At 69.5% G+C, this 24,053-nt stretch carries 23 protein-coding genes; 22 read left to right on the top strand and 1 reads right to left on the bottom strand.

From position 1 onward, the window contains the following. Window positions 1-78: 78 nt before the first annotated feature. The 4 genes from AC3B5T_RS18235 to aroB are packed head-to-tail and all read left to right on the top strand — an operon-like array spanning window position 79 to window position 3,493. Window positions 79-483, top strand: coding sequence for a prepilin peptidase (locus tag AC3B5T_RS18235; RefSeq protein ID WP_488358786.1), 405 nt, complete (start codon window positions 79-81; stop codon window positions 481-483). Between the two features lie 48 nt (window positions 484-531). Then, window positions 532-1,740, top strand: coding sequence for a chorismate synthase (aroC, locus tag AC3B5T_RS18240; protein WP_014926635.1), 1,209 nt, complete (start codon window positions 532-534; stop codon window positions 1,738-1,740). Beyond that, window positions 1,737-2,306 (top strand): shikimate kinase, encoded by a 570-nt coding sequence (locus tag AC3B5T_RS18245; protein ID WP_014926636.1) that lies wholly within the window; start codon window positions 1,737-1,739, stop codon window positions 2,304-2,306. Before aroC ends, AC3B5T_RS18245 begins: the two co-directional genes overlap by 4 nt. Window positions 2,307-2,317: 11 nt before the next feature. Then, window positions 2,318-3,493, top strand: coding sequence for a 3-dehydroquinate synthase (gene aroB, locus AC3B5T_RS18250; protein WP_488357806.1), 1,176 nt, complete (start codon window positions 2,318-2,320; stop codon window positions 3,491-3,493). A gap of 40 nt (window positions 3,494-3,533) precedes the next feature. On the opposite strand, the gene AC3B5T_RS18255 is transcribed toward aroB, so the two are convergent. Next, window positions 3,534-4,043, bottom strand: a complete 510-nt coding sequence (locus AC3B5T_RS18255) for a B-4DMT family transporter (RefSeq protein ID WP_488357807.1) — start codon at window positions 4,041-4,043, stop codon at window positions 3,534-3,536. Window positions 4,044-4,139: 96 nt separating this feature from the next. Here AC3B5T_RS18255 and AC3B5T_RS18260 point away from each other — a divergent pair, with 96 nt between their 5' ends. The 18 genes from AC3B5T_RS18260 (at window position 4,140) to AC3B5T_RS18345 (ending at window position 24,053) form a co-directional block, all read left to right on the top strand. Next, window positions 4,140-5,249 carry a M24 family metallopeptidase gene (locus AC3B5T_RS18260; RefSeq protein WP_488357808.1) on the top strand — a complete coding sequence of 370 codons (1,110 nt, stop codon included), beginning with the start codon at window positions 4,140-4,142 and terminating at the stop codon, window positions 5,247-5,249. 21 nt (window positions 5,250-5,270) lie between these two features. Then, a complete protein-coding gene (gene efp, locus AC3B5T_RS18265; protein ID WP_010840968.1) occupies window positions 5,271-5,834 on the top strand; it encodes an elongation factor P in 564 nt (187 codons plus the stop codon). Window positions 5,835-5,837: 3 nt separating this feature from the next. Further along, on the top strand, window positions 5,838-6,323 hold the full coding sequence (nusB, locus tag AC3B5T_RS18270; protein ID WP_010840969.1) for a transcription antitermination factor NusB: 486 nt from the start codon (window positions 5,838-5,840) through the stop codon (window positions 6,321-6,323). A gap of 118 nt (window positions 6,324-6,441) precedes the next feature. Further along, entirely contained in the window at window positions 6,442-7,026 is a 585-nt protein-coding gene (pyrR, locus tag AC3B5T_RS18275) for a bifunctional pyr operon transcriptional regulator/uracil phosphoribosyltransferase PyrR (RefSeq protein WP_010840970.1), read from the top strand. Further along, window positions 7,026-7,976: an aspartate carbamoyltransferase catalytic subunit gene (locus tag AC3B5T_RS18280; RefSeq protein ID WP_010840971.1), complete on the top strand. Its 951-nt coding sequence runs from the start codon at window positions 7,026-7,028 to the stop codon at window positions 7,974-7,976. Before pyrR ends, AC3B5T_RS18280 begins: the two co-directional genes overlap by 1 nt. A 31-nt stretch (window positions 7,977-8,007) precedes the next feature. After that, window positions 8,008-9,333 carry a dihydroorotase gene (locus tag AC3B5T_RS18285; protein ID WP_055474637.1) on the top strand — a complete coding sequence of 442 codons (1,326 nt, stop codon included), beginning with the start codon at window positions 8,008-8,010 and terminating at the stop codon, window positions 9,331-9,333. Beyond that, window positions 9,330-9,950 carry a PH-like domain-containing protein gene (locus AC3B5T_RS18290; RefSeq protein WP_055474636.1) on the top strand — a complete coding sequence of 207 codons (621 nt, stop codon included), beginning with the start codon at window positions 9,330-9,332 and terminating at the stop codon, window positions 9,948-9,950. The genes AC3B5T_RS18285 and AC3B5T_RS18290 overlap by 4 nt, the downstream gene beginning before the upstream one ends. Further along, window positions 9,947-11,116: a glutamine-hydrolyzing carbamoyl-phosphate synthase small subunit gene (gene carA / locus AC3B5T_RS18295; protein WP_010840974.1), complete on the top strand. Its 1,170-nt coding sequence runs from the start codon at window positions 9,947-9,949 to the stop codon at window positions 11,114-11,116. Before AC3B5T_RS18290 ends, carA begins: the two co-directional genes overlap by 4 nt. Then, the gene (gene carB, locus AC3B5T_RS18300) at window positions 11,116-14,451 is read left to right on the top strand and encodes a carbamoyl-phosphate synthase large subunit (protein WP_055474635.1); all 3,336 of its coding nucleotides are present in this window, start codon (window positions 11,116-11,118) and stop codon (window positions 14,449-14,451) included. Before carA ends, carB begins: the two co-directional genes overlap by 1 nt. Further along, window positions 14,448-15,308: an orotidine-5'-phosphate decarboxylase gene (gene pyrF / locus AC3B5T_RS18305; protein ID WP_010840976.1), complete on the top strand. Its 861-nt coding sequence runs from the start codon at window positions 14,448-14,450 to the stop codon at window positions 15,306-15,308. Before carB ends, pyrF begins: the two co-directional genes overlap by 4 nt. A 475-nt stretch (window positions 15,309-15,783) precedes the next feature. Next, window positions 15,784-16,098: an integration host factor, actinobacterial type gene (mihF, locus tag AC3B5T_RS18310; protein WP_004021989.1), complete on the top strand. Its 315-nt coding sequence runs from the start codon at window positions 15,784-15,786 to the stop codon at window positions 16,096-16,098. Window positions 16,099-16,138: 40 nt separating this feature from the next. Beyond that, complete coding sequence (gene gmk / locus AC3B5T_RS18315; RefSeq protein ID WP_014926645.1) at window positions 16,139-16,768, top strand: guanylate kinase; 630 nt, start codon at window positions 16,139-16,141, stop codon at window positions 16,766-16,768. A gap of 41 nt (window positions 16,769-16,809) precedes the next feature. Further along, window positions 16,810-17,109: a DNA-directed RNA polymerase subunit omega gene (rpoZ, locus tag AC3B5T_RS18320; protein WP_010840978.1), complete on the top strand. Its 300-nt coding sequence runs from the start codon at window positions 16,810-16,812 to the stop codon at window positions 17,107-17,109. A 15-nt stretch (window positions 17,110-17,124) separates the two neighbouring features. Next, window positions 17,125-18,396 carry a bifunctional phosphopantothenoylcysteine decarboxylase/phosphopantothenate--cysteine ligase CoaBC gene (gene coaBC / locus AC3B5T_RS18325; protein WP_055474634.1) on the top strand — a complete coding sequence of 424 codons (1,272 nt, stop codon included), beginning with the start codon at window positions 17,125-17,127 and terminating at the stop codon, window positions 18,394-18,396. An 89-nt stretch (window positions 18,397-18,485) separates the two neighbouring features. After that, entirely contained in the window at window positions 18,486-19,694 is a 1,209-nt protein-coding gene (gene metK / locus AC3B5T_RS18330) for a methionine adenosyltransferase (RefSeq protein ID WP_044507891.1), read from the top strand. Window positions 19,695-19,758: 64 nt separating this feature from the next. Continuing rightward, window positions 19,759-21,723: a primosomal protein N' gene (locus tag AC3B5T_RS18335; protein WP_014926648.1), complete on the top strand. Its 1,965-nt coding sequence runs from the start codon at window positions 19,759-19,761 to the stop codon at window positions 21,721-21,723. Next, window positions 21,724-22,683 carry a methionyl-tRNA formyltransferase gene (gene fmt, locus AC3B5T_RS18340; protein ID WP_055474633.1) on the top strand — a complete coding sequence of 320 codons (960 nt, stop codon included), beginning with the start codon at window positions 21,724-21,726 and terminating at the stop codon, window positions 22,681-22,683. Then, a complete protein-coding gene (locus AC3B5T_RS18345; RefSeq protein WP_055474632.1) occupies window positions 22,680-24,053 on the top strand; it encodes an RsmB/NOP family class I SAM-dependent RNA methyltransferase in 1,374 nt (457 codons plus the stop codon). The genes fmt and AC3B5T_RS18345 overlap by 4 nt, the downstream gene beginning before the upstream one ends.

Here is a 24,053-nt window from a genome sequence, read left to right on the forward strand (position 1 = left end):
GTTCCGAGACCGTCCACAGGATGTGGGGCTTGTGAACGGACCGGCGGCGAGGTGCCGATGTCGCGCCATGCTCGGCCCATGGGCGAGTGCGTGATCTTGCTGTGGCTGTCGGTCATCGCCGTGACCGATGCCGACACCCACCGGATCCCGAACGTGCTCGTCTGGCCGGGCATCTGCGGTGCGATGGGCGCGTGCCTGGTTCATCCGGGGGCGGCGGTGGCCGCACTGACGGCGGCGACCCCGTACGCGTTCGCGTTCGGCATGCGATGGTGCGGCGGCGGAGACGTCAAGCTCGCCGCGGCCTGCGGTGCGCTCGCCCTGCGCTGGGATGCCGCGCTTCTCGTGGTGGCGCTCGCCTCGCTCATCGCGGCGGGCACGGTGGTCACCGACCGGATGGGTCGGCGGGACCCCGCCGGTACGGGCGCGCATCCGCACGGACCGGCGCTCGTCGCCGCGACGATCGTCGTCGCCGGTCTGCTGTGACAGGAGCTACCCGTGGTTCGGCGCCGCCGTCGGACGGGGTGCGGGAGCATGGAACAATCGTCCACTGTGTTGCGCTGGATAACTGCCGGAGAATCCCACGGTCCCGCCCTGGTCGCCATCGTCGAGGGCATGGTGGCCGGCGTCGAGGTCACCTCGTCCGACATCGGCGAGCAACTGGCTCGCCGCCGACTCGGCTACGGCCGCGGTGCTCGGATGAAGTTCGAGGCCGACAAGGTGACTGTGCTCGGCGGGGTCCGCCACGGCCAGACCATGGGCGGCCCGGTCGCCATCGAGATCGGCAACACCGAGTGGCCCAAGTGGGAGACGGTGATGGCAGCCGACCCCGTGGACGCCGCCGAACTCGAGGGCAGCGCCCGCAACGCACCGCTGACCCGTCCCCGGCCCGGCCACGCCGACTACTCGGGCATGCTCAAGTACGGCTTCGACGACGCCCGCCCGGTGCTCGAACGCGCCAGCGCTCGGGAGACCGCGGCACGCGTCGCGGCCGGCACCGTCGCCCGTAACTTCCTCCGTCAGGTGCTCGGCATCGACATCGTCTCCCACGTCATCTCGATCGGCGCGAGCGATCCGTATGTCGGTCCGCCACCCCGCATCTCCGACCTCGAAGCCATCGACGCCAGTCCGGTCCGCGCCTTCGACTCCGACGCCGAGAAGTCGATGATCGCCGAGATCGAGGCGGCGAAGAAGGACGGCGACACCCTCGGCGGCGTGGTCGAGATCGTCGCGACCGGAGTGCCGGTCGGCCTCGGTTCGCACGTGAGCGGTGAGACCCGACTGGACGCCAGACTGGCGGCCGCGCTGATGGGCATCCAGGCCATCAAGGGCGTCGAGGTCGGCGACGGCTTCACCACCGCCCGCCGCCGAGGCAGCGAGGCCCATGACGAGATGGTGCCCGGCGCCGACGGTGTGCTGCGCTCGACCAACCGTGCCGGCGGGCTCGAGGGCGGCATGACCAACGGCGAGGACCTCCGCGTACGCATCGCCATGAAGCCGATCTCGACGGTGCCGCGCGCACTGTCGACGATCGACATGTCGACGGGGGAGACGGCCAGCGCGATCCACCAGCGTTCCGACGTCTGCGCCGTGCCCGCGGCGGGTGTGGTCGCCGAGGCGATGGTCGCACTCGTCGTGGCCCAAGCCGCGCTGGAGAAGTTCGGCGGGGACTCGGTCACCGAGACCGCCGCGAATCTCGCCGCCTACCGGGCTGCCGTCGACGCGCGCCCGCCCCGGGCATGACCCAGCCCCCGGTACCGCCGACCCCGCCCCCGACCCCGACGCGTACGACGACGGGTCGTCGTCCGGCGGCCGTGCTGATCGGCTTCATGGGGGCCGGGAAGTCCACGGTCGGGCGCGTGCTCGCCGATCGGCTCGGCGTCGACTTCATCGACACCGATGTCGAGCTCGTCCGACGGACCGGGCGCAGCATCCCGGAGATCTTCGTGTCCGATGGCGTCGAGGCGTTCCGGACGATCGAGGAGAACGTCGTCACCGACGTCCTGGACAACCATGGTGGCGTGGTGTCGCTCGGCGGCGGAGCGGTCACCACCGCCGGTGTCCGGGAGGCCCTGACCGATCATCGCGTTGTATACCTTCGGGTCTCGCCCGAGCGCGGATACGAGCGCGTCTCCGGGACCGATCGCCCGCTCCTGGCGTCGGCGGACCCTGCCGCCCGGTACGCCGAACTGCTCGCCGAACGGACGGCCACCTACGAGGCGATGTGCACCTTCGACGTCGATGCCGACGCCGACCCCGACACCGTGGCCGATGCCGTCGTCGTCCGACTCGCCCGCGAACTGATGTGAGGAAGCCGAGAATGTCAGTGAACGAACAGCCCGGGAACGAACAGCCCGGGAACGACCAGGCCGGGAACGAACCCGCAGGGACCGAACCGGTGGCCATCCGCGTCAACGCCGGCGCGCCCTACGACGTGATCATCGGCCGGGGACTCCTCGGCGAGGTGGCCGCAGCTGCACAGGGTGCCGACCGCATTGCGATCCTGTATCAGCCGCCGCTGGCCAAAACAGCCGAGCAGGTTCGAGAGTTCTTGGCGGAGAAGGGGTTCGACGCCCATCGGATCGAGATCCCGGACGCCGAGGACGGCAAGGACCTCTCGGTCGCGTCCTTCTGCTGGGAGGTGTTCGGCCGGATCGGCCTCAAGCGCAACGACAAGGTGATCAGCCTCGGCGGCGGAGCCGCCACCGATCTCGCCGGGTTCGTCGCGGCCACCTGGATGCGCGGCATCGGGGTCATCCACATCCCGACCACGCTGCTGGCGATGGTCGACGCCGCCGTCGGCGGCAAGACCGGCATCAACACCGAGGCGGGCAAGAACCTCGTCGGGTCGTTCCACGAGCCCGACGCCGTGCTGATCGACATCGGCACCCTGGAGACCGTCCCGCGCAACGAGATCGTCGCCGGGCTCGCGGAGGTCATCAAGACCGGCTTCATCGCCGATCCCACGATCCTCGACATCATCGAGGCCGATCCCGAGGCCGCCCTCGACCCGACGTCGGGGGTGCTCCCAGAGCTCATCCGCCGCTCGGTCCAGGTCAAGGCGGACGTGGTCTCGGCCGACCTCAAGGAGTCGTCGCTGCGCGAGATCCTCAACTACGGCCACACCCTGGGACATGCAATCGAGCGCCGTGAGCGCTACCGCTGGCGTCATGGCGCGGCGGTGTCGGTGGGCCTCGTGTTCGCCGCCGAGCTCTCCCGCCTGGCGGGGCGCCTCGACGACGCCACGGCGGATCGGCACAAGGCGATCCTTGATCTCGTGGGGCTCCCCACGACCTATGACCCGGATGCGTTCGCCGATCTCCTGCAGGGCATGGCGGGGGACAAGAAGAACCGCTCGGGTGTGTTGCGCTTCGTGGTCCTGGACGGGCTGGCCAAGCCCGGCCGACTCGAAGGGCCGGACCCCGGGCTGATCGCGGCCGCCTACTCCGCGGTGGCCGGCGGACCGGCGTCGAAGAGCACCTCGGTACTGCTCTAGGACCCGGTGCCGTCAGCCGGCGGTCACGACCGGTGCCGCCTCAGCGGATGCGCTGGGTCGGCGCGTCCGCGTCGGTGGAGGTGCCGTCCTCGTGGACCGACCAGTCGTCGTCGGCGGCGTTCTTGTTCTGGTCGCGCCGGACGAGGAAGCGACCGATCGCCGCGCCGACGAAGGCCGGGACGAAGACGAGCAGTGCGGTGAACGACGCACCGGCGATGAGTTCGACGAACAGGCTGGCCTGCCCGATGCCGGCGAGGACGACCGTGCCGAGGATCCAGGAGATCAGCCCGGCGAGGACACCCGCCAGGACACCGGCCTGCAGCCAGCGCACGGTGAGGTCCTCGTAGTCGTCGGGATCCGGGTTCGCGCGGGCGTCGCGGATACCGTCGTAACCACCCCACACCAGGGCGATGAGGACGACGACGGCGATCGCGATGGTGCGCCAGACGGTCGAGTTCAGCGGCGCCTGGACCACTGCGAACCCGAGCAACACGCGGGCGAGGACGTGAACTGCGGTCATCGTCAGACCGCGCACCAACCACGAAGACATGCGCGTCATCTTACGCACGGGTCGCGTGACAGCGGACACACCTGGTCGAAGTGGTCGGGTTCGCGCGGTTCGGACGCCCGCCGTAGCGTGGCGGGGGTGCCGATCATCCATGACACCGGTGGCCGCCGCGACCGGTTGCGTACCGAGCTGCGATCCGCAGCCGACCCGGTCTCGTTCCTCGTCGTCTCCGACCTCGTCAACGTCCGCTATCTGACCGGTTTCACCGGCTCGAATGCCGCTGTGCTGATCGACGTCGACGATCCCGCGGGCGATCGGATCGCCACCGACGGCCGCTACCTCACCCAGGTCGCCGAACAGGTGCCCGACGTCGAACCGATCATCGAACGCGCGGTGGTCCGTGCGCTCGTCGACCACGCACGGACCGCCGGGGCGGGTCGCGTCGGCTTCGAGTCCGACACCGAGACGGTGGCCGGGCATCGGGCGCTGTCCACCGCCGTCGGGGACTCCGGGGTCGAGCTGGTCGGCATGTCCGGGGTCGTGCAGAACCTGCGCGCGGTCAAGGACCCGGGGGAGATCGAACTGCTGCGGGCGGCGTGCGCGATCGGCGACGCCGCCCTGGCGCAGATCGTCGCCGACGGCGTGCTGCGGGCCGGGACGACCGAACGTCAGGTCGCACGTGCCCTCGAGTGGGAGATGTACCGGCTCGGGGCCGACGGCATCGCCTTCGAGACGATCGTGGCGGCCGGCGCGCACTCGGCGATCCCTCACCACCGGCCCACCCACACCGCCCTCGCCGACGGCGATCTCGTCAAGATCGACTTCGGGTCGGTCGTCGGCGGGTATCACTCGGACATGACGCGGACCTTCGTCCTGAGGCGCGCCGCGTCGTGGCAGCGAGACCTCTACGAGCTCGTCGCGACCGCGCAGACCGCGGGCCGGGCGGCGCTGACGCCCGGCGCCGACCTCCGGGCGGTCGACGCGGCGGCCCGGGACGTGATCGACGACGCCGGACACGGCGAGCACTACGTGCACGGTCTCGGCCACGGGGTGGGGTTGCAGATCCACGAAGCGCCGGGAATCGGCAAACTCGCGGCGGGTACACTGCCATGCGGTGCTGCGGTCACCGTGGAGCCCGGTGTCTATCTGCCCGGATGGGGCGGGGTCCGGATCGAGGACACTCTGGTGGTCACCGACGGCGACCCCGACCTGCTGACCGCCACCGACAAGACATTCACCGTCATCTGACTGCAAGGGAACGAATACCACATGGCATCCACCGCCGACTTCAAGAACGGCCTCGTGCTGCGCATGGACGACCAGCTCTGGCAGATCATGGAGTTCCAGCACGTCAAGCCGGGCAAGGGGCCTGCGTTCGTGCGTACCAAGATCAAGAACGTGCTGAGCGGCAAGACCGTCGACAAGACCTTCAACGCCGGCGTCAAGGTCGAGACCGCCACCGTCGACCGTCGTGACATGACCTTCCTCTACAACGACGGCACCGACTACGTGTTCATGGACTCGCAGGACTACGAGCAGTTCTCACTGCCGCCGGCCACCGTCGGCGACGGTGCGCGCTTCCTGCTGGAGAACATGACCGTGCAGGTGTCGTTGAACGAGGGCAACCCGCTGTTCGTCGAGCTCCCGGTCACCGTCGAGCTGATCGTCGCCCAGACCGATCCCGGACTCCAGGGCGACCGCTCGACCGGCGGCACCAAGCCGGCCACCCTCGAGACCGGCGCCGAGATCCAGGTGCCGCTGTTCATCAACACCGGTGACAAGCTCAAGGTCGACTCGCGCGACGGCAGCTATCTCGGCCGCGTCAACTCCTGACCTGTGAAACAACCCGGAACCCGACACAAGGCGCGGCGCCGCGCGGTGGACCTGCTCTTCGAGGCCGAGGCCAAGGGGGTCAGTCCCGCGCAGCTCGTCGCCGAACGCCGCGAGTACGTCCGATCCGACGAGAGCGTCGGCTCGATCCACGACTACACCGCGACCGTGATCCAGGGCCTCGCCGACGATCAGGCGCAGGTCGACGCGGTCATCTCCTCGTACCTGCGGGACTGGACCCTCGAACGACTCCCGGCGGTCGACCGCGCGATCATGCGCCTGGCGACCTGGGAGCTCTTCAACTCTCTCGACGTCGACACGATCGTGGTCGTCGACGAGGCGGTGGAGCTCGCCAAGGAACTGTCCACCGATGACTCGCCGGCCTTCGTCAACGGGGTGCTGGCCAAGATCGCCGAACTCGCTCCGCAGGTCCGCGCGGCCGCGTCCGCCGAGCCCGGTGGTGCCGCACCCGGACGGCCGGAGCCGAACTGATCCGCACCGGGTGTGGCGTAGGTCGCGGGAATTCGTCCGCGTCGCCGCCCGGTGTAGAGTGTCGCGAGACAGACATCCTTTAACGATCCGTCCCGAGAGGCGGAGAAGGAGGTCGGCTGTGGCCAGCCCCGCTCCCAGGGTGCTGCTCGATGCCGCTGACGTGTCGCGCACGATTGCCCGTGTCGCACACCAGGTCATCGAGAAGACTGCTCTGGACTCGCCCGACGCACCCCGCGTCGTTCTCATCGGAATCCCCACTCGCGGAACATCTCTCGCCACCCGGCTGGGTGGCAAGATCGGTGAGTTCGCGGGCGTCGACGTACCGGTGGGTTACCTCGACATCACGCTGTACCGCGACGATCTGCGCGGTAAGCCGCACCGTCCGCTCGAGCGGACGATGGTGCCGGCCGGCGGCGTCGACAACGCGATCGTGATCCTCGTCGACGACGTCCTCTACTCCGGGCGGACGGTGCGCGCGGCGCTCGACGCGCTGCGTGATCTCGGTCGTCCCGCGGCCGTTCAACTCGCGGTCCTCGTCGACCGCGGCCATCGCGAACTCCCGTTGCGCGCAGACTATGTCGGCAAGAACATCCCGACCGCCCGCGACGAGCAGGTCTCGGTGCACCTCGTCGAGCACGACGGCATCGACGAGGTCGTCCTCGGGTCGGCATCGAGTTCGGCTGCAGCAGAAAGTGATTCGTGATGCGGCACCTGCTGTCGACCCAAGACCTCAGCCGCGACGACGCCACCGCCCTCCTCGACGACGCCGAACGTTTCGAACAGGCCCTCACCGGGCGCGAGGTTCGTAAGCTGCCGACGCTGCGCGGGCGCACGGTGATGACCGTGTTCTACGAGAACTCCACCCGCACCAGGGTCTCCTTCGAGGTCGCGGGCAAGTGGATGAGCGCCGACGTCATCAACGTCAGTGCCTCGAGTTCCTCTGCGGGCAAAGGGGAATCGTTGCGCGACACGGCCAAGACCCTGCACGCGGCCGGCGCCGACGCGCTGATCGTCCGGCACCCGGCCTCGGGTGCGCCGGCCCAGATCGCCGACTGGACGACGACGCCGGACGGCGACGGCCCCGCGGTGATCAACGCCGGTGACGGGACACACGAGCATCCCACCCAGGCGCTGCTCGACGCGCTGACGCTCCGCCAGCGCCTCGGGTCGCTCGAGGGCAGGCGCATCGCGATCGTGGGCGACATCATCCATTCCCGTGTCGCGCGGTCGAACGCCCATCTGCTGTCGACGCTCGGCGCCGAGGTCGTCCTGGTGGCGCCCCCGACGCTGTTGCCGGTCGGCGTCGACGAGTGGCCGGTGAGCGTCTCGGGGAGCCTCGACGCCGAACTCCCCGCCGTCGACGCGGTGATGATGCTCCGGGTCCAGGCCGAACGCATGAACGGCGGGTTCTTCCCGAGTGCCCGCGAGTACTCGGTCCGATTCGGGCTGAACGACCGCCGCCTGGGACTGCTGCACGACGACGCGGTGGTCCTGCATCCCGGGCCGATGCTGCGCGGCATGGAGATCGGCTACTCGGTGGCCGATTCGCCCAAGGCCACCGTTCTCGAACAGGTCCGCAACGGTGTGCACGTCCGGATGGCGGTTCTCTTCCGCCTGCTCGTCGGTTCGGATTCCGCGGGAGCCCACCTATGACCCCCCTCGACACCATTGCAGGAGTTGGACAGTGAGCGCCTCCACCGGATCCGTACCGCAGACCGGGTCCGTCGTCATCAGTGCCGTCCGCCCGTATGGCGAGGGAGACCCGATCGATGTCCTCGTCGTCGACGGCGTCATCAGCGAGATGGGCTCGGCGGTCACCGCTCCCGAGGGCACCGAGACGATCGACGGCAGGGGTGGCGTGCTGCTGCCCGGTTTCGTCGACCTCCACACTCACCTGCGTGAACCGGGTCGTGAGGACACCGAGACGATCCGCTCGGGCTCGGCGGCCGCGGCGCTGGGCGGTTACACCGCGGTCTTCGCGATGGCCAACACCAGTCCGGTTGCCGACAACTCGACCGTCACCGACAACGTGTGGCGGTCCGGGCGCGAGGTCGGACTCGTCGACGTGTACCCGGTCGGCGCGGTCACCGTCGGTCTCGCCGGCAAGCAACTCGCCGAGATGGGCATGATGGCCGCCGGTGCCGCCGGCGTCCGGATGTTCAGCGACGACGGCAAGTGCGTCGACGACCCGCTCCTGATGCGTCGCGCGCTGGAGTACGCGACCGGTCTCGGCGTCCTCATCGCCCAGCACGCCGAGGAGCCGCGGCTGACCGTCGGTGCCGTCGCCAACGAGGGGCCGACGGCCTCACGCCTGGGCCTGGCGGGCTGGCCCCGCGCCGCCGAGGAGTCCATCGTCATCCGCGACGCCCTCCTCGCGCGCGACGCCGGCGCCCGGATCCACATCTGCCACGCCTCCACCGAGGGCACCGTCGAACTGTTGCGCTGGGCCAAGGACCAGGGGATCGCGATCACCGCCGAGGTGACGCCACACCACCTGTTGCTCGACGACTCGGTTCTCCACACCTACGACCCGGTGAACAAGGTCAATCCGCCGCTGCGCGAGGTCCGCGACAAGACGGCGTTGCGGCAGGCGCTGGCCGAGGGGATCGTCGACTGTGTGGCCACCGACCACGCCCCGCATGCCGCGCAGGAGAAGTGCTGCGAGTTCGCCCAGGCCAAGCCCGGGATGCTCGGCCTGCAGACCGCGCTGCCCATCATCGTCCAGACCCTCGTGAAGCCCGGCCTCCTCGACTGGCGCGGCGTCGCGCGCGTCATGAGCGAGCGGCCCGCGCAGATCGTCGAACTCACCGATCAGGGCCGTCCGATCGAGGTCGGCGAGCCGGCGAACCTGACCGTCGTCGATCCCGAGACGTCCTGGGTGGTGCACGGTCCCGACCTGGCGAGCCTGTCGGCCAACACCCCGTTCGAGGCCATGACCATGCCCGCCACGATCACCGCGACCGTGCTGCGCGGCGTCGTGACCGCCCGCGACGGTGAGGTGACCCGATGACCGCGATCTCCAGGCGTGGGGTGGTGCCGGCGATCCTCGCGGTGCTGGTGATCGCCTCGGTGATCGCCTCGGTGCTCGGATACGGCAAAATCGTGTTCAACGCGTGGTTCATCGGCGTCGTCGCCTTGCTCGCCATCGGCGTGGTCTCGGTGTTCTACCTGCTGGCCACCGGGAATCAGAAGAAGACCGCGGCGCAGGCGGACGCGATCGGTGCACTCCCGGTGATACCCGCGGACCCGGGCGCCGTGCTCAGAGGTCCAGACACCGGCCTCTACCTCGGCAGCACCATGGCGCCGAGCTGGCAGAACCGGGTGACCGTGGGTGACATCGGTGACCGCGCGTCGTCGGTGCTGACCGAATTCGAGACGGGCATCCTCATCGCACGTCAGGGCGCGAGCGACATCTGGATCCCGCGCGAGTCGATCACCGCGGTCCGGACGGAGCGCGGTATCGCCGGCAAGGTGATGACCGCCGACGGGGTCCTCGCCATCCGCTGGGTCCTGCCCAGCGGCACCGAGATCGACTCCGGGCTGCGCGCCGACGACAAAACGATCTACCCCGGCTGGGTGAACGCCTTCGCCGGGACGCATGACAGTGGACAAGGGGCACAGGAATGAACACAGCGGTCTTGGTGCTGGAGAACGGCCAGGTGTTCACCGGCCGGAGCTACGGCGCAGTCGGCGAGACCCTTGGCGAGGCGGTGTTCTGCACCGCGATGACCGGCTATCAGGAAACCCTGACCGATCCGAGCTACCACCGGCAGATCGTGGTGGCCACCGCGCCGCAGATCGGCAACACCGGCTGGAACACCGAGGACGGCGAGAGCACGGGCAGCGCCGGGAGCACCGGCGTCGACGGTGACTCGGGCAAGATCTGGGTGGCGGGGTACGCCGTGCGCAACCCCACCCGACGCGTCTCCAACTGGCGCGCGACGACCTCCCTCGAGGAGGAACTGGACCGCCAGGGCATCGTCGGGATCGGCGGCATCGACACCCGCACCGTGGTACGCATCCTCCGCGACCACGGGTCGATGAAGGCCGGGATCTTCTCCGGCCCGGCGCTCGCCGACACCGACGAACTCGTCTCCCGCGTGCGCAACCAGCCGGACATGAAGGGCGCCCGGCTGGCCGACGAGGTGACCACCGACAGCGGCTACGTCGTCGAACCCCTCGACCAGCACCGTTTCACGGTGGCCGCGATCGATCTGGGGATCAAGACCAACACACCGCGCATGTTCGCCGAACGCGGCGTCCGCACCCACGTGCTGCCGGCGACCGTCGCGCTCGACGCCATCGCCGACCTCAAGCCGGACGGGGTGTTCCTCTCCAACGGTCCCGGCGACCCGGCCACCGCCGACGACATCGTCGAACTCACCCGCGGGGTTCTCGGCCGGGACATCCCGCTGTTCGGCATCTGCTTCGGCAACCAGATCCTGGGCCGCGCACTCGGCCGCTCGACGTACAAGATGAAGTTCGGGCACCGGGGCATCAACATCCCGGTCGTCGACCACGCCACCGGCAAGGTGTCGATCACCTCGCAGAACCACGGCTTCGCGCTCGAGGGCGAGGCGGGGGAGGAGTTCGACTCCGACTTCGGCCGCGCGCGCGTCAGCCACGTCTGCGCCAACGACGGCACGGTGGAGGGCGTCGAGTTGCTCTCCGGCCGCGCCTACTCCGTGCAGTACCACCCGGAGGCGGCCGCCGGACCCCACGATGCCGCGTACCTGTTCGACAAGTTCGTCACCCTGCTCGAGGGCGACCGTGAGCAAGGAGCGAGTGCCTGATGCCGCGCCGCGAAGACATCAACCACGTCCTGGTCATCGGCTCCGGACCGATCGTCATCGGCCAGGCCTGCGAATTCGACTACTCCGGCACCCAGGCGTGTCGGGTGCTCAAGGCCGAGGGCCTGCGGGTCAGCCTGGTGAACTCCAACCCGGCCACGATCATGACCGATCCGGAGTTCGCCGACGCCACCTACATCGAGCCGATCACGGCCGAGTACGTGGAGAAGGTGATCGAGGCCGAGCGCGACGCGGGACATCCCATCGACGCCGTCCTCGCGACCCTCGGCGGTCAGACGGCGCTGAACACCGCGGTCGCCCTGCATGATCGCGGCTCGCTGGAGAAGTACGGCATCGAGCTGATCGGTGCCGACTTCGACGCCATCCAGCGCGGCGAGGACCGGCAGATGTTCAAGGACATCGTCGAGAAGGTCGGCGGCGAGAGCGCGCGGTCGCGCGTGTGCCACACGATGGACGAGGTCCGCGACACCGTCGCCGATCTCGGTTTCCCGGTCGTCGTGCGCCCGTCGTTCACCATGGGCGGCCTCGGCTCGGGTATGGCCTACGACGACAAGGACCTCGACCGGATCGCCGGTGGTGGCCTCGCCGCCTCGCCCACCGCGAACGTCCTCATCGAGGAATCGATCCTCGGGTGGAAGGAATACGAACTCGAGCTCATGCGCGACAACCGCGACAACGTGGTCGTCGTCTGCTCGATCGAGAACCTGGACCCGGTCGGCGTCCACACCGGCGACTCGGTGACGGTCGCCCCGGCGATGACGCTCACCGACCGCGAGTACCAGATCATGCGGGACCTCTCGATCGACATCCTGCGTGAGGTCGGCGTCGACACCGGCGGCTGCAACATCCAGTTCGCGCAGGACCCGCGCGACGGTCGCCTCGTCGTCATCGAGATGAACCCGCGGGTGTCGCGGTCGTCGGCACTGGCGTCGAAGGCCACCGGCTTCCCGATCGCCAAGATCGCCGCGAAACTCGCGATCGGCTACAGCCTCGACGAGATCGTCAACGACATCACCAAGGAGACTCCGGCCTGCTTCGAGCCCACCCTCGACTACGTCGTGGTCAAGGCGCCCCGGTTCGCGTTCGAGAAGTTCCCGGGCGCCGACGACACCCTCACCACGACGATGAAGTCGGTCGGCGAGGCGATGAGCCTCGGCCGGAGCTTCGCCGAGGCCCTGGGCAAGGTCATGCGGTCGCTGGAGACCAAGGCGGGCGGTTTCTGGGCCGAGCCCAACCGTCCCGACCCGGCGACCGTCGACCTGCCCGCGCTGCTCGAGGACGTCAAGACGCCCCGGGACGGGCGGCTGTACAAGCTGATGCTCGCCTTCGAGGCCGGCGCGACGATCGAGGACCTCTACGAGGCCACCGCGATCGATCCGTGGTTCCTCGCCGAGATCGGCGGGATCGCCGCGCTCGGTGCGGAGATCCGCGACGCCGACACACTGGACGAGGCGTTGCTGCGCGAAGCCAAGTCCACCGGCTTCTCCGACCGTCAGATCGCCGCTCTGCGAACGGATTTCGCCGATGAGGCGGCCATTCGCGCACGGCGGATCGAGCTGGGCGTGCGTCCCGTCTACAAGACCGTGGACACCTGCGCCGCCGAGTTCGAGGCGAAGACGCCGTATCACTACTCGAGCTACGAGCTCGATCCCGGGGCGACCAGCGAGATCGCCCCGCAGACCGACCGGCCCAAGGTGCTGATCCTCGGGTCGGGCCCCAACCGCATCGGGCAGGGCATCGAGTTCGACTACTCCTGTGTGCACGCCGCGCTCACGCTGTCGGACGCCGGATACGAGACCGTCATGGTCAACTGCAACCCGGAAACGGTGTCCACGGACTACGACACCGCCGATCGCCTCTACTTCGAGCCGCTGACCTTCGAGGACGTGCTCGAGGTCTACCACGCCGAATCGCAGTCGGGCACCGTCGAAGGTGTGATCGTGCAGCTCGGCGGCCAGACCCCCCTCGGCCTCGCGCACCGTCTCGAGGAGGCCGGCGTGCCGATCGTCGGCACCAGCCCGGCCGCCATCGACCTCGCCGAGGACCGTGGTGAGTTCGGAAGGGTGCTGACCGCGGCCGGTCTACCGGCTCCGGCGTTCGGCACCGCGACGAGCTTCGACGAGGCCCGGGATACCGCCGCCCGGATCGGCTACCCGGTGCTCGTCCGGCCGTCGTATGTCCTCGGTGGTCGCGGCATGGAGATCGTCTACGACGAGAAGTCGCTGGAGGACTACATCTCTCGCGCGACCGAGCTGACCCCGGACCACCCGGTGCTGGTCGACCGGTTCCTCGAGGACGCGATCGAGATCGACGTCGACGCCCTGTGCGACGGTGACGAGGTCTACATCGGCGGCGTGATGGAGCACATCGAGGAGGCCGGTATCCACTCCGGTGACTCGGCGTGTGCGCTGCCGCCGGTGACCCTCGGACGCGCGGACCTCGAGATGGTGCGGACCTCGACCGAGGCCCTGGCCAAGGGGATCGGCGTGAAGGGACTCCTCAACGTCCAGTACGCGCTCAAGGACGACGTCCTGTACGTGCTCGAGGCCAACCCCCGCGCGAGCCGGACGGTCCCGTTCGTCTCCAAGGCGACCGCCGTGCCGCTGGCCAAGGCGTGCGCGCGCGTCATGCTCGGTGCGTCCATCGCCGACCTGCGGGAGCAGGGCATCCTGCCCGCAACCGGCGACGGCGGAGAGGCCCCGGCGACGGCCCCGATCTCGGTGAAGGAGGCGGTCCTCCCGTTCAACCGGTTCCGGCGTCACGACGGCAGCGGGGTCGACAACCTGCTGAGCCCGGAGATGAAGTCGACCGGTGAGGTCATGGGCATCGACGCGGACTTCGGGCGCGCGTTCGCCAAGTCGCAGACCGCCGCCTACGGATCGCTGCCCACCAGCGGCAAGATCTTCGTGTCGGTGGCCAACAAGGACAAGCGGGCGCTGATCTTCCCGGTCAAACACCTCGCCGACCTGGGATTCGAGATCCTGGCCACCGAGGGCACCGCGGACGTGCTGCGCCGCAACGGGATCAAGTGCGAGACGGTGCGCAAGCACTTCGAGGCCGCCGAGGGGCAGCGCACCATCGTCGACATCATCCGTGCCGGCGAGGTGACCATGGTCATCAACACCCCGTACGGAAACTCGGGCCCGCGTGTCGACGGCTACGAGATCCGCAGCGCCGCGGTGTCGGTGAACATCCCGTGTATCACCACGGTGCAGGGTGCCTCGGCCGCCGTGCAGGGCATCGAGGCCGCGATGACCGGTGACATCGGCGTGCGTTCGCTGCAGAATCGCCACGCCGACCTGGCCGGGCGGTCGTGACGGACACGTCCGGTATCGGCGACTTAGGTTCGGGCGGCCCCGGTTTCGGGGGCCGTTACGCCCGTGCGGTCGCCGAACGCGGGCGTCTGTGCGCGGGGATCGATCCACACGCGGCGCTGCTCGACGAGTGGGGTCTGTCGGTGGACGTCGACGGGCTGTCGGCGTTCGCCGATCTCTGCGTCGAGGCGCTGGCCCCGGTGGCGGCCGTCGTCAAGCCCCAGGTGGCGTTCTTCGAGCCGTTCGGGGCGGCTGGTTTCGCCGTCCTCGAACGCGTCGTCGCCGCCTGCCGAGAGGCCGGGGCGCTCGTCATCGCCGACGCCAAACGCGGGGACATCGGATCGACGATGGCCGCGTACGCGCAGGCCTGGCTGTCCGAGTCGTCGCCGCTGTGTGCCGATTCGGTGACCGCCTCTCCCTATCTTGGGTACGAAGCCCTGCGCCCGGCCCTCGATCTCGCACGCCAGGGGGAGCGGGGGGTCTTCGTGCTGGCGCGGACGTCGAATCCTGAGGGCGCCGACATCCAGCGGGCCCGGGCGGGCGAACGGACGGTCGCGCAGTCGATCGTCGACGCCGCCGCGGCCGAGAACGCCGACGGCACGGCCACGGTCGGTCTGGTCGTCGGGGCCACGCGTGAGCACGGTCTGGATCTCGCGGACCTCCGGGGCCCGATCCTGGCCCCCGGCCTGGGCGCGCAGGGGGCCACTCCCGCGGACCTGCCGGTCGTGTTCGACGGGGCCGACCCCGCATGGCTGCTGCCCGCCAGCTCCCGTGGTGTGCTCCGCGCCGGGCCGGACGCGACCGCGCTGCGGGACGCGTTCGTCCGCACCCGCGACGAGGTCGAGGCCGCACTGGGCTGACGGTCCGGTCGAGGATCGGTCGGCCTGCGACACGCGCGGAGCGTCGCCGATTTCGCACGGATTCCGTCACACCTCTGGCGTCACACGCGTATCACCTGGTGCATGTTCACAATGCAGGTCTTTCGTCGTGCTATCGACCCAGCCCTCTCCAGCCGACCTGCTGACCTGCGAGAACACCGGAAAACGCGTAGTCAGGACGACGACGGGAACAGTGAATCGGTGCTGTGCTCCCGTGAACGCACCGACTGCCCTACAACATGAGAAAACGCCGCGAAAACGGGGGGTCGCACTCGCAAATGCCTGCTCACGTCGGTACGGTCGCATTCGCCGCCAACATTTGATGGCGTCGGCCGGGTGCAGACCCGGCTGACAGGCCGGCGATGGCGATCCAGCCGCGGTCGCACGGCAACAGCGCCTCGGACGCCCCAGGGCGAACGATGCAGTCCCACTCGAGAACGAAAGACGGAGGAACCCCGTGGCCCTTCCCCAGTTGACCGATGAGCAGCGCGCCGCTGCGTTGGAGAAGGCAGCTGCCGCTCGTCGTGTCCGCGCGGAGCTCAAGGAGCGCCTCAAGCGCGGTGGCACCGATCTCCAGCAGGTGCTCAAAGATGCCGAGAACGACGAGATCCTGGGCAAGATGAAGGTCTCGGCCCTGCTCGAGGCCCTGCCCAAGGTCGGCAAGGTCAAGGCACAGGAGATCATGACCGAGCTCGAGATCGCCCCGACCCGCCGCCTGCGCGGTCTCGGCGACCGTCAGCGCAAGGCTCTGCTCGAGAAGTTCAGCTCCTGAGCGTGAGCAACCGAACCGAATACGGCAGCGAGACGAACCCGTGGACCGGACGGTGAACAACCGCCCGAACCACGAGGGAACCGGACGCACGAGGGGTCGACTGATCGTTTTGGTCGGCCCCTCGGCCGTCGGCAAGTCCACCGTGGTCGCGAAGGTCTGCGCCGCGGTGCCCGACGTCTACTTCAGCGTGTCGGCGACGACGCGCGACCCGCGGCCCGGCGAAGTCGACGGCCGCGACTACCACTTCGTCTCGGCCGGCGAGTTCGACCGGATGATCGCCGCCGACGAGCTCCTGGAGTGGGCCGAGATCCACGGCGGGCTGCAGCGCTCGGGCACCCCGATCGCGCCGGTCCTGGCCGCACTGGAAGCCGGTAAGCCGGTTCTGGTCGAGGTCGACCTGGTCGGCGCGCGCAATGTGGTGGCCCGACTCCCCGAGGCGGTCACCGTCTTCCTCGCACCACCCAGCTGGGACGAACTCGTGTCCCGCCTGACCGGCCGGGCCACCGAGACGCCCGAGGCGATCGAGCGCCGACTCGCCACCGCTCGGACCGAGATGGCCGCCCAGGACGAGTTCGATCACGTCATCGTGAACAGCGAAGTCGACCGGGCCGCCGATCAGTTGGTATCCTTGCTGGTCGGACCCGAACAGCCGGCCGCATCCGCGACCTGACCGGCCTTTTCCGACACCCAGACCTCGACGCAGGAGTTCGTGTGAGCACCCCGACCAATTTCGACATCTCCGAGATCAGCGACGCACCGGCGTACGACACGCCGCTGGGCATCACGAATCCGCCGATCGACGATCTGCTCGACCGCGCGTCGTCGAAGTACGCGCTCGTCATCTACGCGGCCAAGCGCGCGCGCCAGATCAACGACTACTACAACCAGCTCGGCGACGGGATCCTCGAGTACGTCGGCCCGCTGGTCGAGCCCGGCCTCCAGGAGAAGCCGCTGTCGATCGCGATGCGCGAGATCCACTCCGACCTTCTCGAGCACACCGAGGGCGAATAGTCTCCGGCGCCGTTGATGAGCACTGCGATCGGAACCCGACGCCGCGTCCTGATCGGCGTCGGCGGCGGGATCGCGGCCTACAAGGTCTGTTCGGTCATCCGGCACTTCACCGAGGCCGGCCACGACGTCCGCGTCGTGCCCACCCCGGCCGCGCTGGAGTTCGTCGGTAAGGCGACCTTCGAGGCGCTGAGCGGCAATCCCGTCTCCACGACCGTGTTCGACGATGTCGACGAGGTCGCCCACGTCCGTCTCGGGCAGGGCGCCGACCTCGTGGTCATCGCCCCCGCCACCGCCGACCTCATGGCCCGCGCCGCCCAGGGTCGCGCCGACGATCTGCTGACCGCGTCGCTGCTGACCGTGCGATGTCCGGTGCTGTTCGTCCCGGCGATGCACACGGAGATGTGGGAGCACCCCGCGACGCAGGCCAATGTGGCGACGCTCCGGGCCCACGGCTCGGTGGTGATGACCCCCGCGTCGGGACGCCTGACAGGAACGGATTCCGGTCGCGGCCGTCTTCCTGACCCTCAGGAGATCGCTCTTCTGGGTGAGCTGCTCCTCGACCGCGTCGACGCCCTGCCGTACGACCTCGACGGTGTCCGCGTGCTCATCAGTGCCGGCGGTACCCGGGAGCCGCTCGACCCGGTCCGCTATCTCGGCAATCACAGTTCGGGCAAGCAGGGTTTCGCGCTGGCCCGGGCCGCGGCGCAGCGCGGGGCGAGTGTCACCGTGGTCGCGGGATCGACGTCCGGCGCGGGTGACCCGGCCGGTGTCTCCATCGTGCGGATCTCGACCGCCGAACAACTCGCCGACGAGATGACCAAGCGCGCGGCAGACGCCGACGTCGTGATCATGGCTGCCGCGGTCGCGGACTTCCGCCCGGTCGCCGTCGCCGAGTCCAAGATCAAGAAGGGCGACGAGGGCCCTGCGCCGATCCGGCTGACGACCAACCCCGACATCCTGCGCGGCCTCGTCACCGCCCGCGACGATGGCCGGATCCCGCGCGACACCGTGATCGTCGGTTTCGCCGCCGAGACCGGCGACGAGTCCGGCGGCGTCCTCGACCACGGTCGCGCGAAGCTCGCCCGCAAGGGCTGTGACCTGCTCGTCGTCAACGCCGTCGGCGATGGCAAGGCCTTCGGAACCGAGGACAACACCGGCTGGTTGCTCGCCGCCAACGGCGACGAGACCGCACTGCCCTTCGGGTCGAAAACACTCATGTCGAGTCGGATACTTGACGAAGTGCGCCAACTGGTGCCTGATGGTCGAGGAGCTCGACCGACCGATTAGGTTGGATGTATTCCCCCGGCCAGTCGCACCTGGCCGACACTGCCAGCGGCGCGGCGACCATCGACGCGCGTAGATCTCGAGAGGATCTGATGACCACCTCGTCACGCCTGTTCACGAGCGAATCCGTTACCGAGGGACACCCCGACAAGATCTGTGACGCGATCAGCGACTCGATTCTCGACGCCATCCTCACCGACGATCCGAAGGCGCGTGTCGCGGTCGAGACCCTCGTGACCACGGGACAGGTGCACGTCGCCGGCGAGGTCACCACCACCGCCTACGCCGACATCCCGAAGATCGTGCGCGACAAGGTCCTGGAGATCGGTTACGACTCGTCGACCAAGGGTTTCGACGGCGCGTCGTGCGGCGTGAACGTCGCCATCGGCGCGCAGTCCCCGGACATCGCGGGCGGCGTCTTCAACTCGCACGAGAGCCGCAGCGGCATCTCCGAGGATGAGATCGACAGCCAGGGTGCCGGTGACCAGGGCCTGATGTTCGGCTACGCCACCGACGAGACCCCCGAACTCATGCCGGTGCCGATCGCCCTGGCGCATCGCCTGTCGCGCCGCCTGACCGAGGTCCGCAAGAACGGCACCCTGCCGTACCTGCGCCCCGACGGCAAGACCCAGGTCACCATCGAATACGACGGTGACACCCCGGTCCGCCTCGACACCGTCGTGCTCTCCACCCAGCACGCCGCCGACATCGACCTCGACAACCTCCTGGCCCCGGACATCAAGAAGCACGTCGTCGACGCGGTGCTCGCCGAGATCGACCTGCCCAGCCTCGACACCACCGACTACCGCCTGCTGGTCAACCCGACGGGCAAGTTCGTCCTCGGCGGCCCGATGGGTGACGCGGGTCTGACCGGCCGCAAGATCATCGTCGACACCTACGGTGGCATGGCCCGTCACGGCGGCGGCGCGTTCTCCGGCAAGGATCCGTCGAAGGTCGACCGCAGCGCGGCCTATGCGATGCGCTGGGTCGCCAAGAATGCGGTGGCCGCAGGCCTGGCCAGCCGCATCGAGGTGCAGGTCGCCTACGCGATCGGCAAAGCCGCCCCGGTCGGCCTGTTCGTCGAGACCTTCGGCACGGAGAAGGTCGACCCCGCGGTCATCGAGCGCGTCATCGCGGAGAATTTCGACCTGCGTCCGCTCGCGATCATCCGCGACCTGGACCTGCTGCGCCCGATCTACGCACCCACCGCGGCGTACGGCCACTTCGGCCGCACCGACGTCGACCTGCCGTGGGAGCGGACCGACCGCGCGGAGAAGCTGCGGGCCGCCGCGGGTCTGTAGACCCTCTGCGGAAGTACTCTCACTGACACCCAAAGGAGCACGGGTCCCGGCGGCTGAGCTGCCGGTGGCCCGTGTTCTGCCTGTTCTGGGACTCGCGCACCTCGATCGACCCTTCGACTATCTCATCGACGTCGACCAGGACGAGGCCGCGCAGCCCGGCGTGCGCGTCCGTGTGCGATTCTCCGGCCGTCTCGTCGACGGATACCTCCTCGAGCGGATCGACAAGAGCGATCATCCCGGCAAGCTGGGCTGGCTCGACCGTGTCGTGTCCGCCGAACCGGTCCTGACCCCGCAGCTGGCCACGCTGTGTCGCGCGGTGGCCGACCGGTACGCGGGCACCATGGGCGATGTCGTGCGCCTGGCGATACCGCCGCGGCACGCGCGCACCGAGAAGGAGACGACACCGGAACCGACCGCCGTCGTCGAGACCCCCGAACTCACCGACTGGCACCGGTACCCGCTCGCCGATTCCTACGTCGAGAACCTCGTCGACGGTCATCCTCGTGCCGTCTGGCAGGCCCTGCCGGGGGAGGACTGGCCACGGCGTCTCGCCGAACTCGCCGCAGCAACCCTCGCCGCCGGACGGGGGTGCATCCTCACCGTCCCCGATCAGCGAGATCTCGACCGCGTGTGGGCCGAGGTCGAGCCGTTGATCGGCGACCGCGGTGTCGCGCTGTCCGCCGGACTCGGACCCACCGCTCGCTACCGGCGATGGCTGGCCGTGCGTCGTGGCGCGGCGCAACTGGTGATCGGTACGCGCAGCGCGGTGTTCGCGCCGGTCGCCGATCTCGGGCTCGTCGTCGTCTGGGATGACGGTGACGACAGCATGTCGGACCCGCGGGCGCCTTATCCGCATCCCCGCGAGGTGGCGGTGCTGCGTTCCCATCACGAACGGTGTGGTCTCCTGCTCGGCGGTTTCGCCCGGACCGCCGAGGCACAGGCGCTGGTGGCGTCGGGCTGGGCACACGATCTCGTCGCCGACCGCGCGACCGTCCGCACCCGCAGCCCACGGGTCCAGGCCATCTCCGACGACGACCGCCAGATCGCCCGCGACCCCATGGCGAGGTCCGCACGCATCCCCGAAGTCGCGTTCGACGCGGCGCGGTCGGCGTTCGCCGCCGATCGTCCGGTGGTGTTCAGCGTGCCGCGGCGCGGCTATGTGCCGTCGCTGGCGTGCACGCGCTGCCGCGAACACGCGCGCTGTCGCGCCTGTCACGGTCCATTGCAGCTCGACTCCGACCAACGGCTGAGCTGTCGATGGTGCGGGCGCCCCGAGCGCTCCTTCCGCTGTCCGGAGTGCGGCAACACCTCGGTGCGCGCCACGGTCACCGGTGCGCGCCGGACCGCCGAGGAGCTGGGGCGCGCTTTCGCCGGTGTGCCGGTGCTGACCAGCGGAGGCGACACCATCCTCGACGAGATCGAACCCGGTGCACGGCTCGTGGTCGCGACACCGGGCGCCGAGCCGGTCGCGCCGGGCGGGTACGGCGCGGCGATCGTCGTCGACACGTGGGCGCAACTCGACCGTGCCGATCTGCGTGCCGAGGAGCATGCGGTCCGCCGCTGGATGGCGTTGGCCGCCATGGTCACGCCGCACGGTGACGGCGGTCGCGTGGTGATCGTCGCCGATTCCTCACTCGCACCCGTGCAGGCGCTGATCCGTTGGGACCCGGTGGGTTTCGCCTCCATCCAGCTTCGGCAACGAGTGGAGCTCGGGTTCCCGCCCGCCGTGACGATGGCATCGGTCGACGGACCGACCGGGGTGATCACCGACTTCGTCGAGCACCTGGAGTTGCCGACCGACGCCGACGTCCTCGGGCCCGTTCCGTTGCCGCCGGGGGTGCGCCCGCCGGCCGGCAGCGCCGAGTGGGAGGCCGCTCCGGACGACGAGATGGATCGCATCCTGGTGCGGTTGCCGCGCAAGCACGGACGCCTGCTGGCCGAGGCCCTTGTCGCCGGTCAGGTCCGGCGCAACACGCATCGGCAGACCGGGCCGATCCGGGTGCAGATCGACCCGCCTACGATCGGATGAATGCGCATCGTTTTCGCCGGGACCCCCGAGGTGGCCGTGCCGTCGTTGCAGGCCCTCATCGCCTCGTCGCATGAGGTGGTCGGGGTCATCACCCGCCCCGATGCCGTGTCCGGCCGCGGTCGCAAGGTGATGCGGTCTCCCGTCGGCCGGCTCGCCGACGAGCATTCGCTCGAGGTGATCACCCCGCAGCGGTTGTCGGAACCGGAGGTCGATGATGTTCTCCGGCGCTGGGCGCCCGACTGCGGGGCCGTCGTGGCCTACGGCGGGCTCGTGCCACCCGGGTTGCTCGACCTCCCGCAGCACGGCTGGATCAATCTGCATTTCTCGGTGCTGCCCGCCTGGCGCGGTGCGGCCCCGGTTCAGGCCGCGATCGCGGCCGGCGACGAGGTGACGGGAGCCAGCACGTTCCGGCTCGAGAAAGGCCTCGACACCGGCCCGGTCTTCGGCGTGCTGACCGAGACCATCCGACCCACCGACACCAGCGGTGACCTACTGGCACGCCTGGCCGACGCCGGTTCGGGACTCTTGCTGTCCACCCTCGACGGTCTGGAGGCCGGCGAACTCGCCCCCGAACCGCAGCCGACGACCGGGGTGAGCCATGCGCCGAAGGTCGAGGTCGACGACGCGCGGGTCCGGTGGGATCTGCCGGCGCACATCATCGATCGCCTGATCCGCGCATACACCCCCGCGCCCGGGCCGTGGACGAGTCTCGACGAGGCTCGGATCAAGGTCGGGCCGGTGTCGGTCGTCGCGTCGACCGAGGATCCCGGTCTGCCCGATGCGGTGCGGGACGGTGCGCTCGCGCCCGGTGTGCTCGCGGTCACCAAGAAGGCGGTCTTCGTCGGAACCGGTTCGCAGCCGGTCACTCTCGGCACCGTGCAGCCGCCGGGTAAGAAACCCATGCCCGCCGCCGACTGGGCGCGCGGTGCACGGCTGACCGACGGGACGGTCCTGCGATGAGCGGCAAGTTCCGGCAGAAGGATCTCGATCCCGCGCGTGTGGCTGCCCGCGACACCCTGCGCGCGGTGCGTGAACGTGATGCCTACGCCAATCTCGTCCTCCCGAAGATGCTGCGGGACAGGAAAATCGAAGGCCGCGACGCCGCCTTCGCCACCGAACTGGCCTACGGCGCCGCGCGGGCGCAGGGGTTGCTGGACGCAGTGATCTCCGCCGCGGCCCAACGGCCCGTCGCCGACATCGACGGCACTGTCCTCGACGTCCTGCGCCTCGGCACCTATCAGTTGTTGCGGACGAGGGTCGGCGCGCACGCGGCGGTGTCGACGTCGGTGGATCTGGTGCGCGCGGAAAACGGGATGGGGCCGTCGGGCTTCGTGAATGCGGTGCTGCGCAAGGTGTCGCAGAAGGACGAGGACCTGTGGGTGGACGAGCTCGCCCCGTCACCCGCGGACGATCTCATCGGTTACCTCGCCTTCCAGTACGCGCATCCGAGATGGATCGCGGAGGTGTTCCGTGATGCGCTCGGCGGCTCGGCGGGACAACTGCAGGCGGCGCTGGCCGCCGATGACGAGCGACCGCCGGTGCATCTGGTGGCCCGCCCCGGATTCATCACCGCCGAAGAACTCGCCCTCACGAGCGACGGTGAGGTCGGCGACTTCTCCCCGTACTGCGTGTATCTCCCGGGTGGTGATCCCGGTGACGTCGCGGCGATCCGCGAGGGGTACGCGGGCGTGCAGGACGAAGGCAGTCAGCTCGTCGCACGTGCGGTGACCGTGGCCGAGGTCGTCGATGACGGCGGGCGATGGCTCGACATGTGCGCCGGCCCCGGCGGGAAGGCCGCACTCATCGGTTCGCTCGCCGAGATCGACGGTGCCCGGCTCGACGCGGTCGAGGTGTCCGAGCATCGAGCCGGGCTGATCCGCAAGGTCGTGTCCGATCTGCCCGTGACCATCCATGTCGCCGACGCACGGTCGAGCGGACTCGACACCGGTTACGACCGGATTCTGCTCGACGCCCCGTGTTCGGGGCTTGGCTCGCTGCGCCGACGACCCGAATCCCGCTGGCGCCGGACCGCTTCCGACGTCGACGAACTCGTCGTTCTGCAGAAGCAGTTGCTGACCGAGGCCCTACGGTTGGTGAAACCCGGTGGCGTCGTGGTCTATTCGACCTGTTCGCCGCACCCGGCCGAGACCACCGCGGTGGTGGCCGACGTGGTGGCGTCGGTCGACGGCGCGCGCCAGCTCGATGCCCGCCCGCTCGTGACGGTCGGCAAGCTGGGCCCGGATCTGTTGGGCGAGGGCCCCCACGTACAGCTCTGGCCGCATGTCCACGGCACCGACGCCATGTTCCTGGCGGCGTTGACGCGGGACTAG

The sequence above is a fragment of the Gordonia sp. G4 genome, assembly GCF_057770005.1.

What these genes read in the sequence shown, in the direction of transcription:
- AC3B5T_RS18235 (WP_488358786.1), top strand. Translation starts at nt 79, where the DNA reads ATGGGCGAGTGCGTGATCTTGCTGTGGCTGTCGGTCATCGCCGTGACC.
- aroC (WP_014926635.1), top strand. Translation starts at nt 532, where the DNA reads ATGGAACAATCGTCCACTGTGTTGCGCTGGATAACTGCCGGAGAATCC.
- AC3B5T_RS18245 (WP_014926636.1), top strand. Translation starts at nt 1,737, where the DNA reads ATGACCCAGCCCCCGGTACCGCCGACCCCGCCCCCGACCCCGACGCGT.
- aroB (WP_488357806.1), top strand. Translation starts at nt 2,318, where the DNA reads ATGTCAGTGAACGAACAGCCCGGGAACGAACAGCCCGGGAACGACCAG.
- AC3B5T_RS18255 (WP_488357807.1), bottom strand. Translation starts at nt 4,043, where the DNA reads ATGTCTTCGTGGTTGGTGCGCGGTCTGACGATGACCGCAGTTCACGTC.
- efp (WP_010840968.1), top strand. Translation starts at nt 5,271, where the DNA reads ATGGCATCCACCGCCGACTTCAAGAACGGCCTCGTGCTGCGCATGGAC.
- AC3B5T_RS18280 (WP_010840971.1), top strand. Translation starts at nt 7,026, where the DNA reads ATGCGGCACCTGCTGTCGACCCAAGACCTCAGCCGCGACGACGCCACC.
- AC3B5T_RS18290 (WP_055474636.1), top strand. Translation starts at nt 9,330, where the DNA reads ATGACCGCGATCTCCAGGCGTGGGGTGGTGCCGGCGATCCTCGCGGTG.
- carA (WP_010840974.1), top strand. Translation starts at nt 9,947, where the DNA reads ATGAACACAGCGGTCTTGGTGCTGGAGAACGGCCAGGTGTTCACCGGC.
- carB (WP_055474635.1), top strand. Translation starts at nt 11,116, where the DNA reads ATGCCGCGCCGCGAAGACATCAACCACGTCCTGGTCATCGGCTCCGGA.
- coaBC (WP_055474634.1), top strand. Translation starts at nt 17,125, where the DNA reads ATGAGCACTGCGATCGGAACCCGACGCCGCGTCCTGATCGGCGTCGGC.
- metK (WP_044507891.1), top strand. Translation starts at nt 18,486, where the DNA reads ATGACCACCTCGTCACGCCTGTTCACGAGCGAATCCGTTACCGAGGGA.
- fmt (WP_055474633.1), top strand. Translation starts at nt 21,724, where the DNA reads ATGCGCATCGTTTTCGCCGGGACCCCCGAGGTGGCCGTGCCGTCGTTG.
- AC3B5T_RS18345 (WP_055474632.1), top strand. Translation starts at nt 22,680, where the DNA reads ATGAGCGGCAAGTTCCGGCAGAAGGATCTCGATCCCGCGCGTGTGGCT.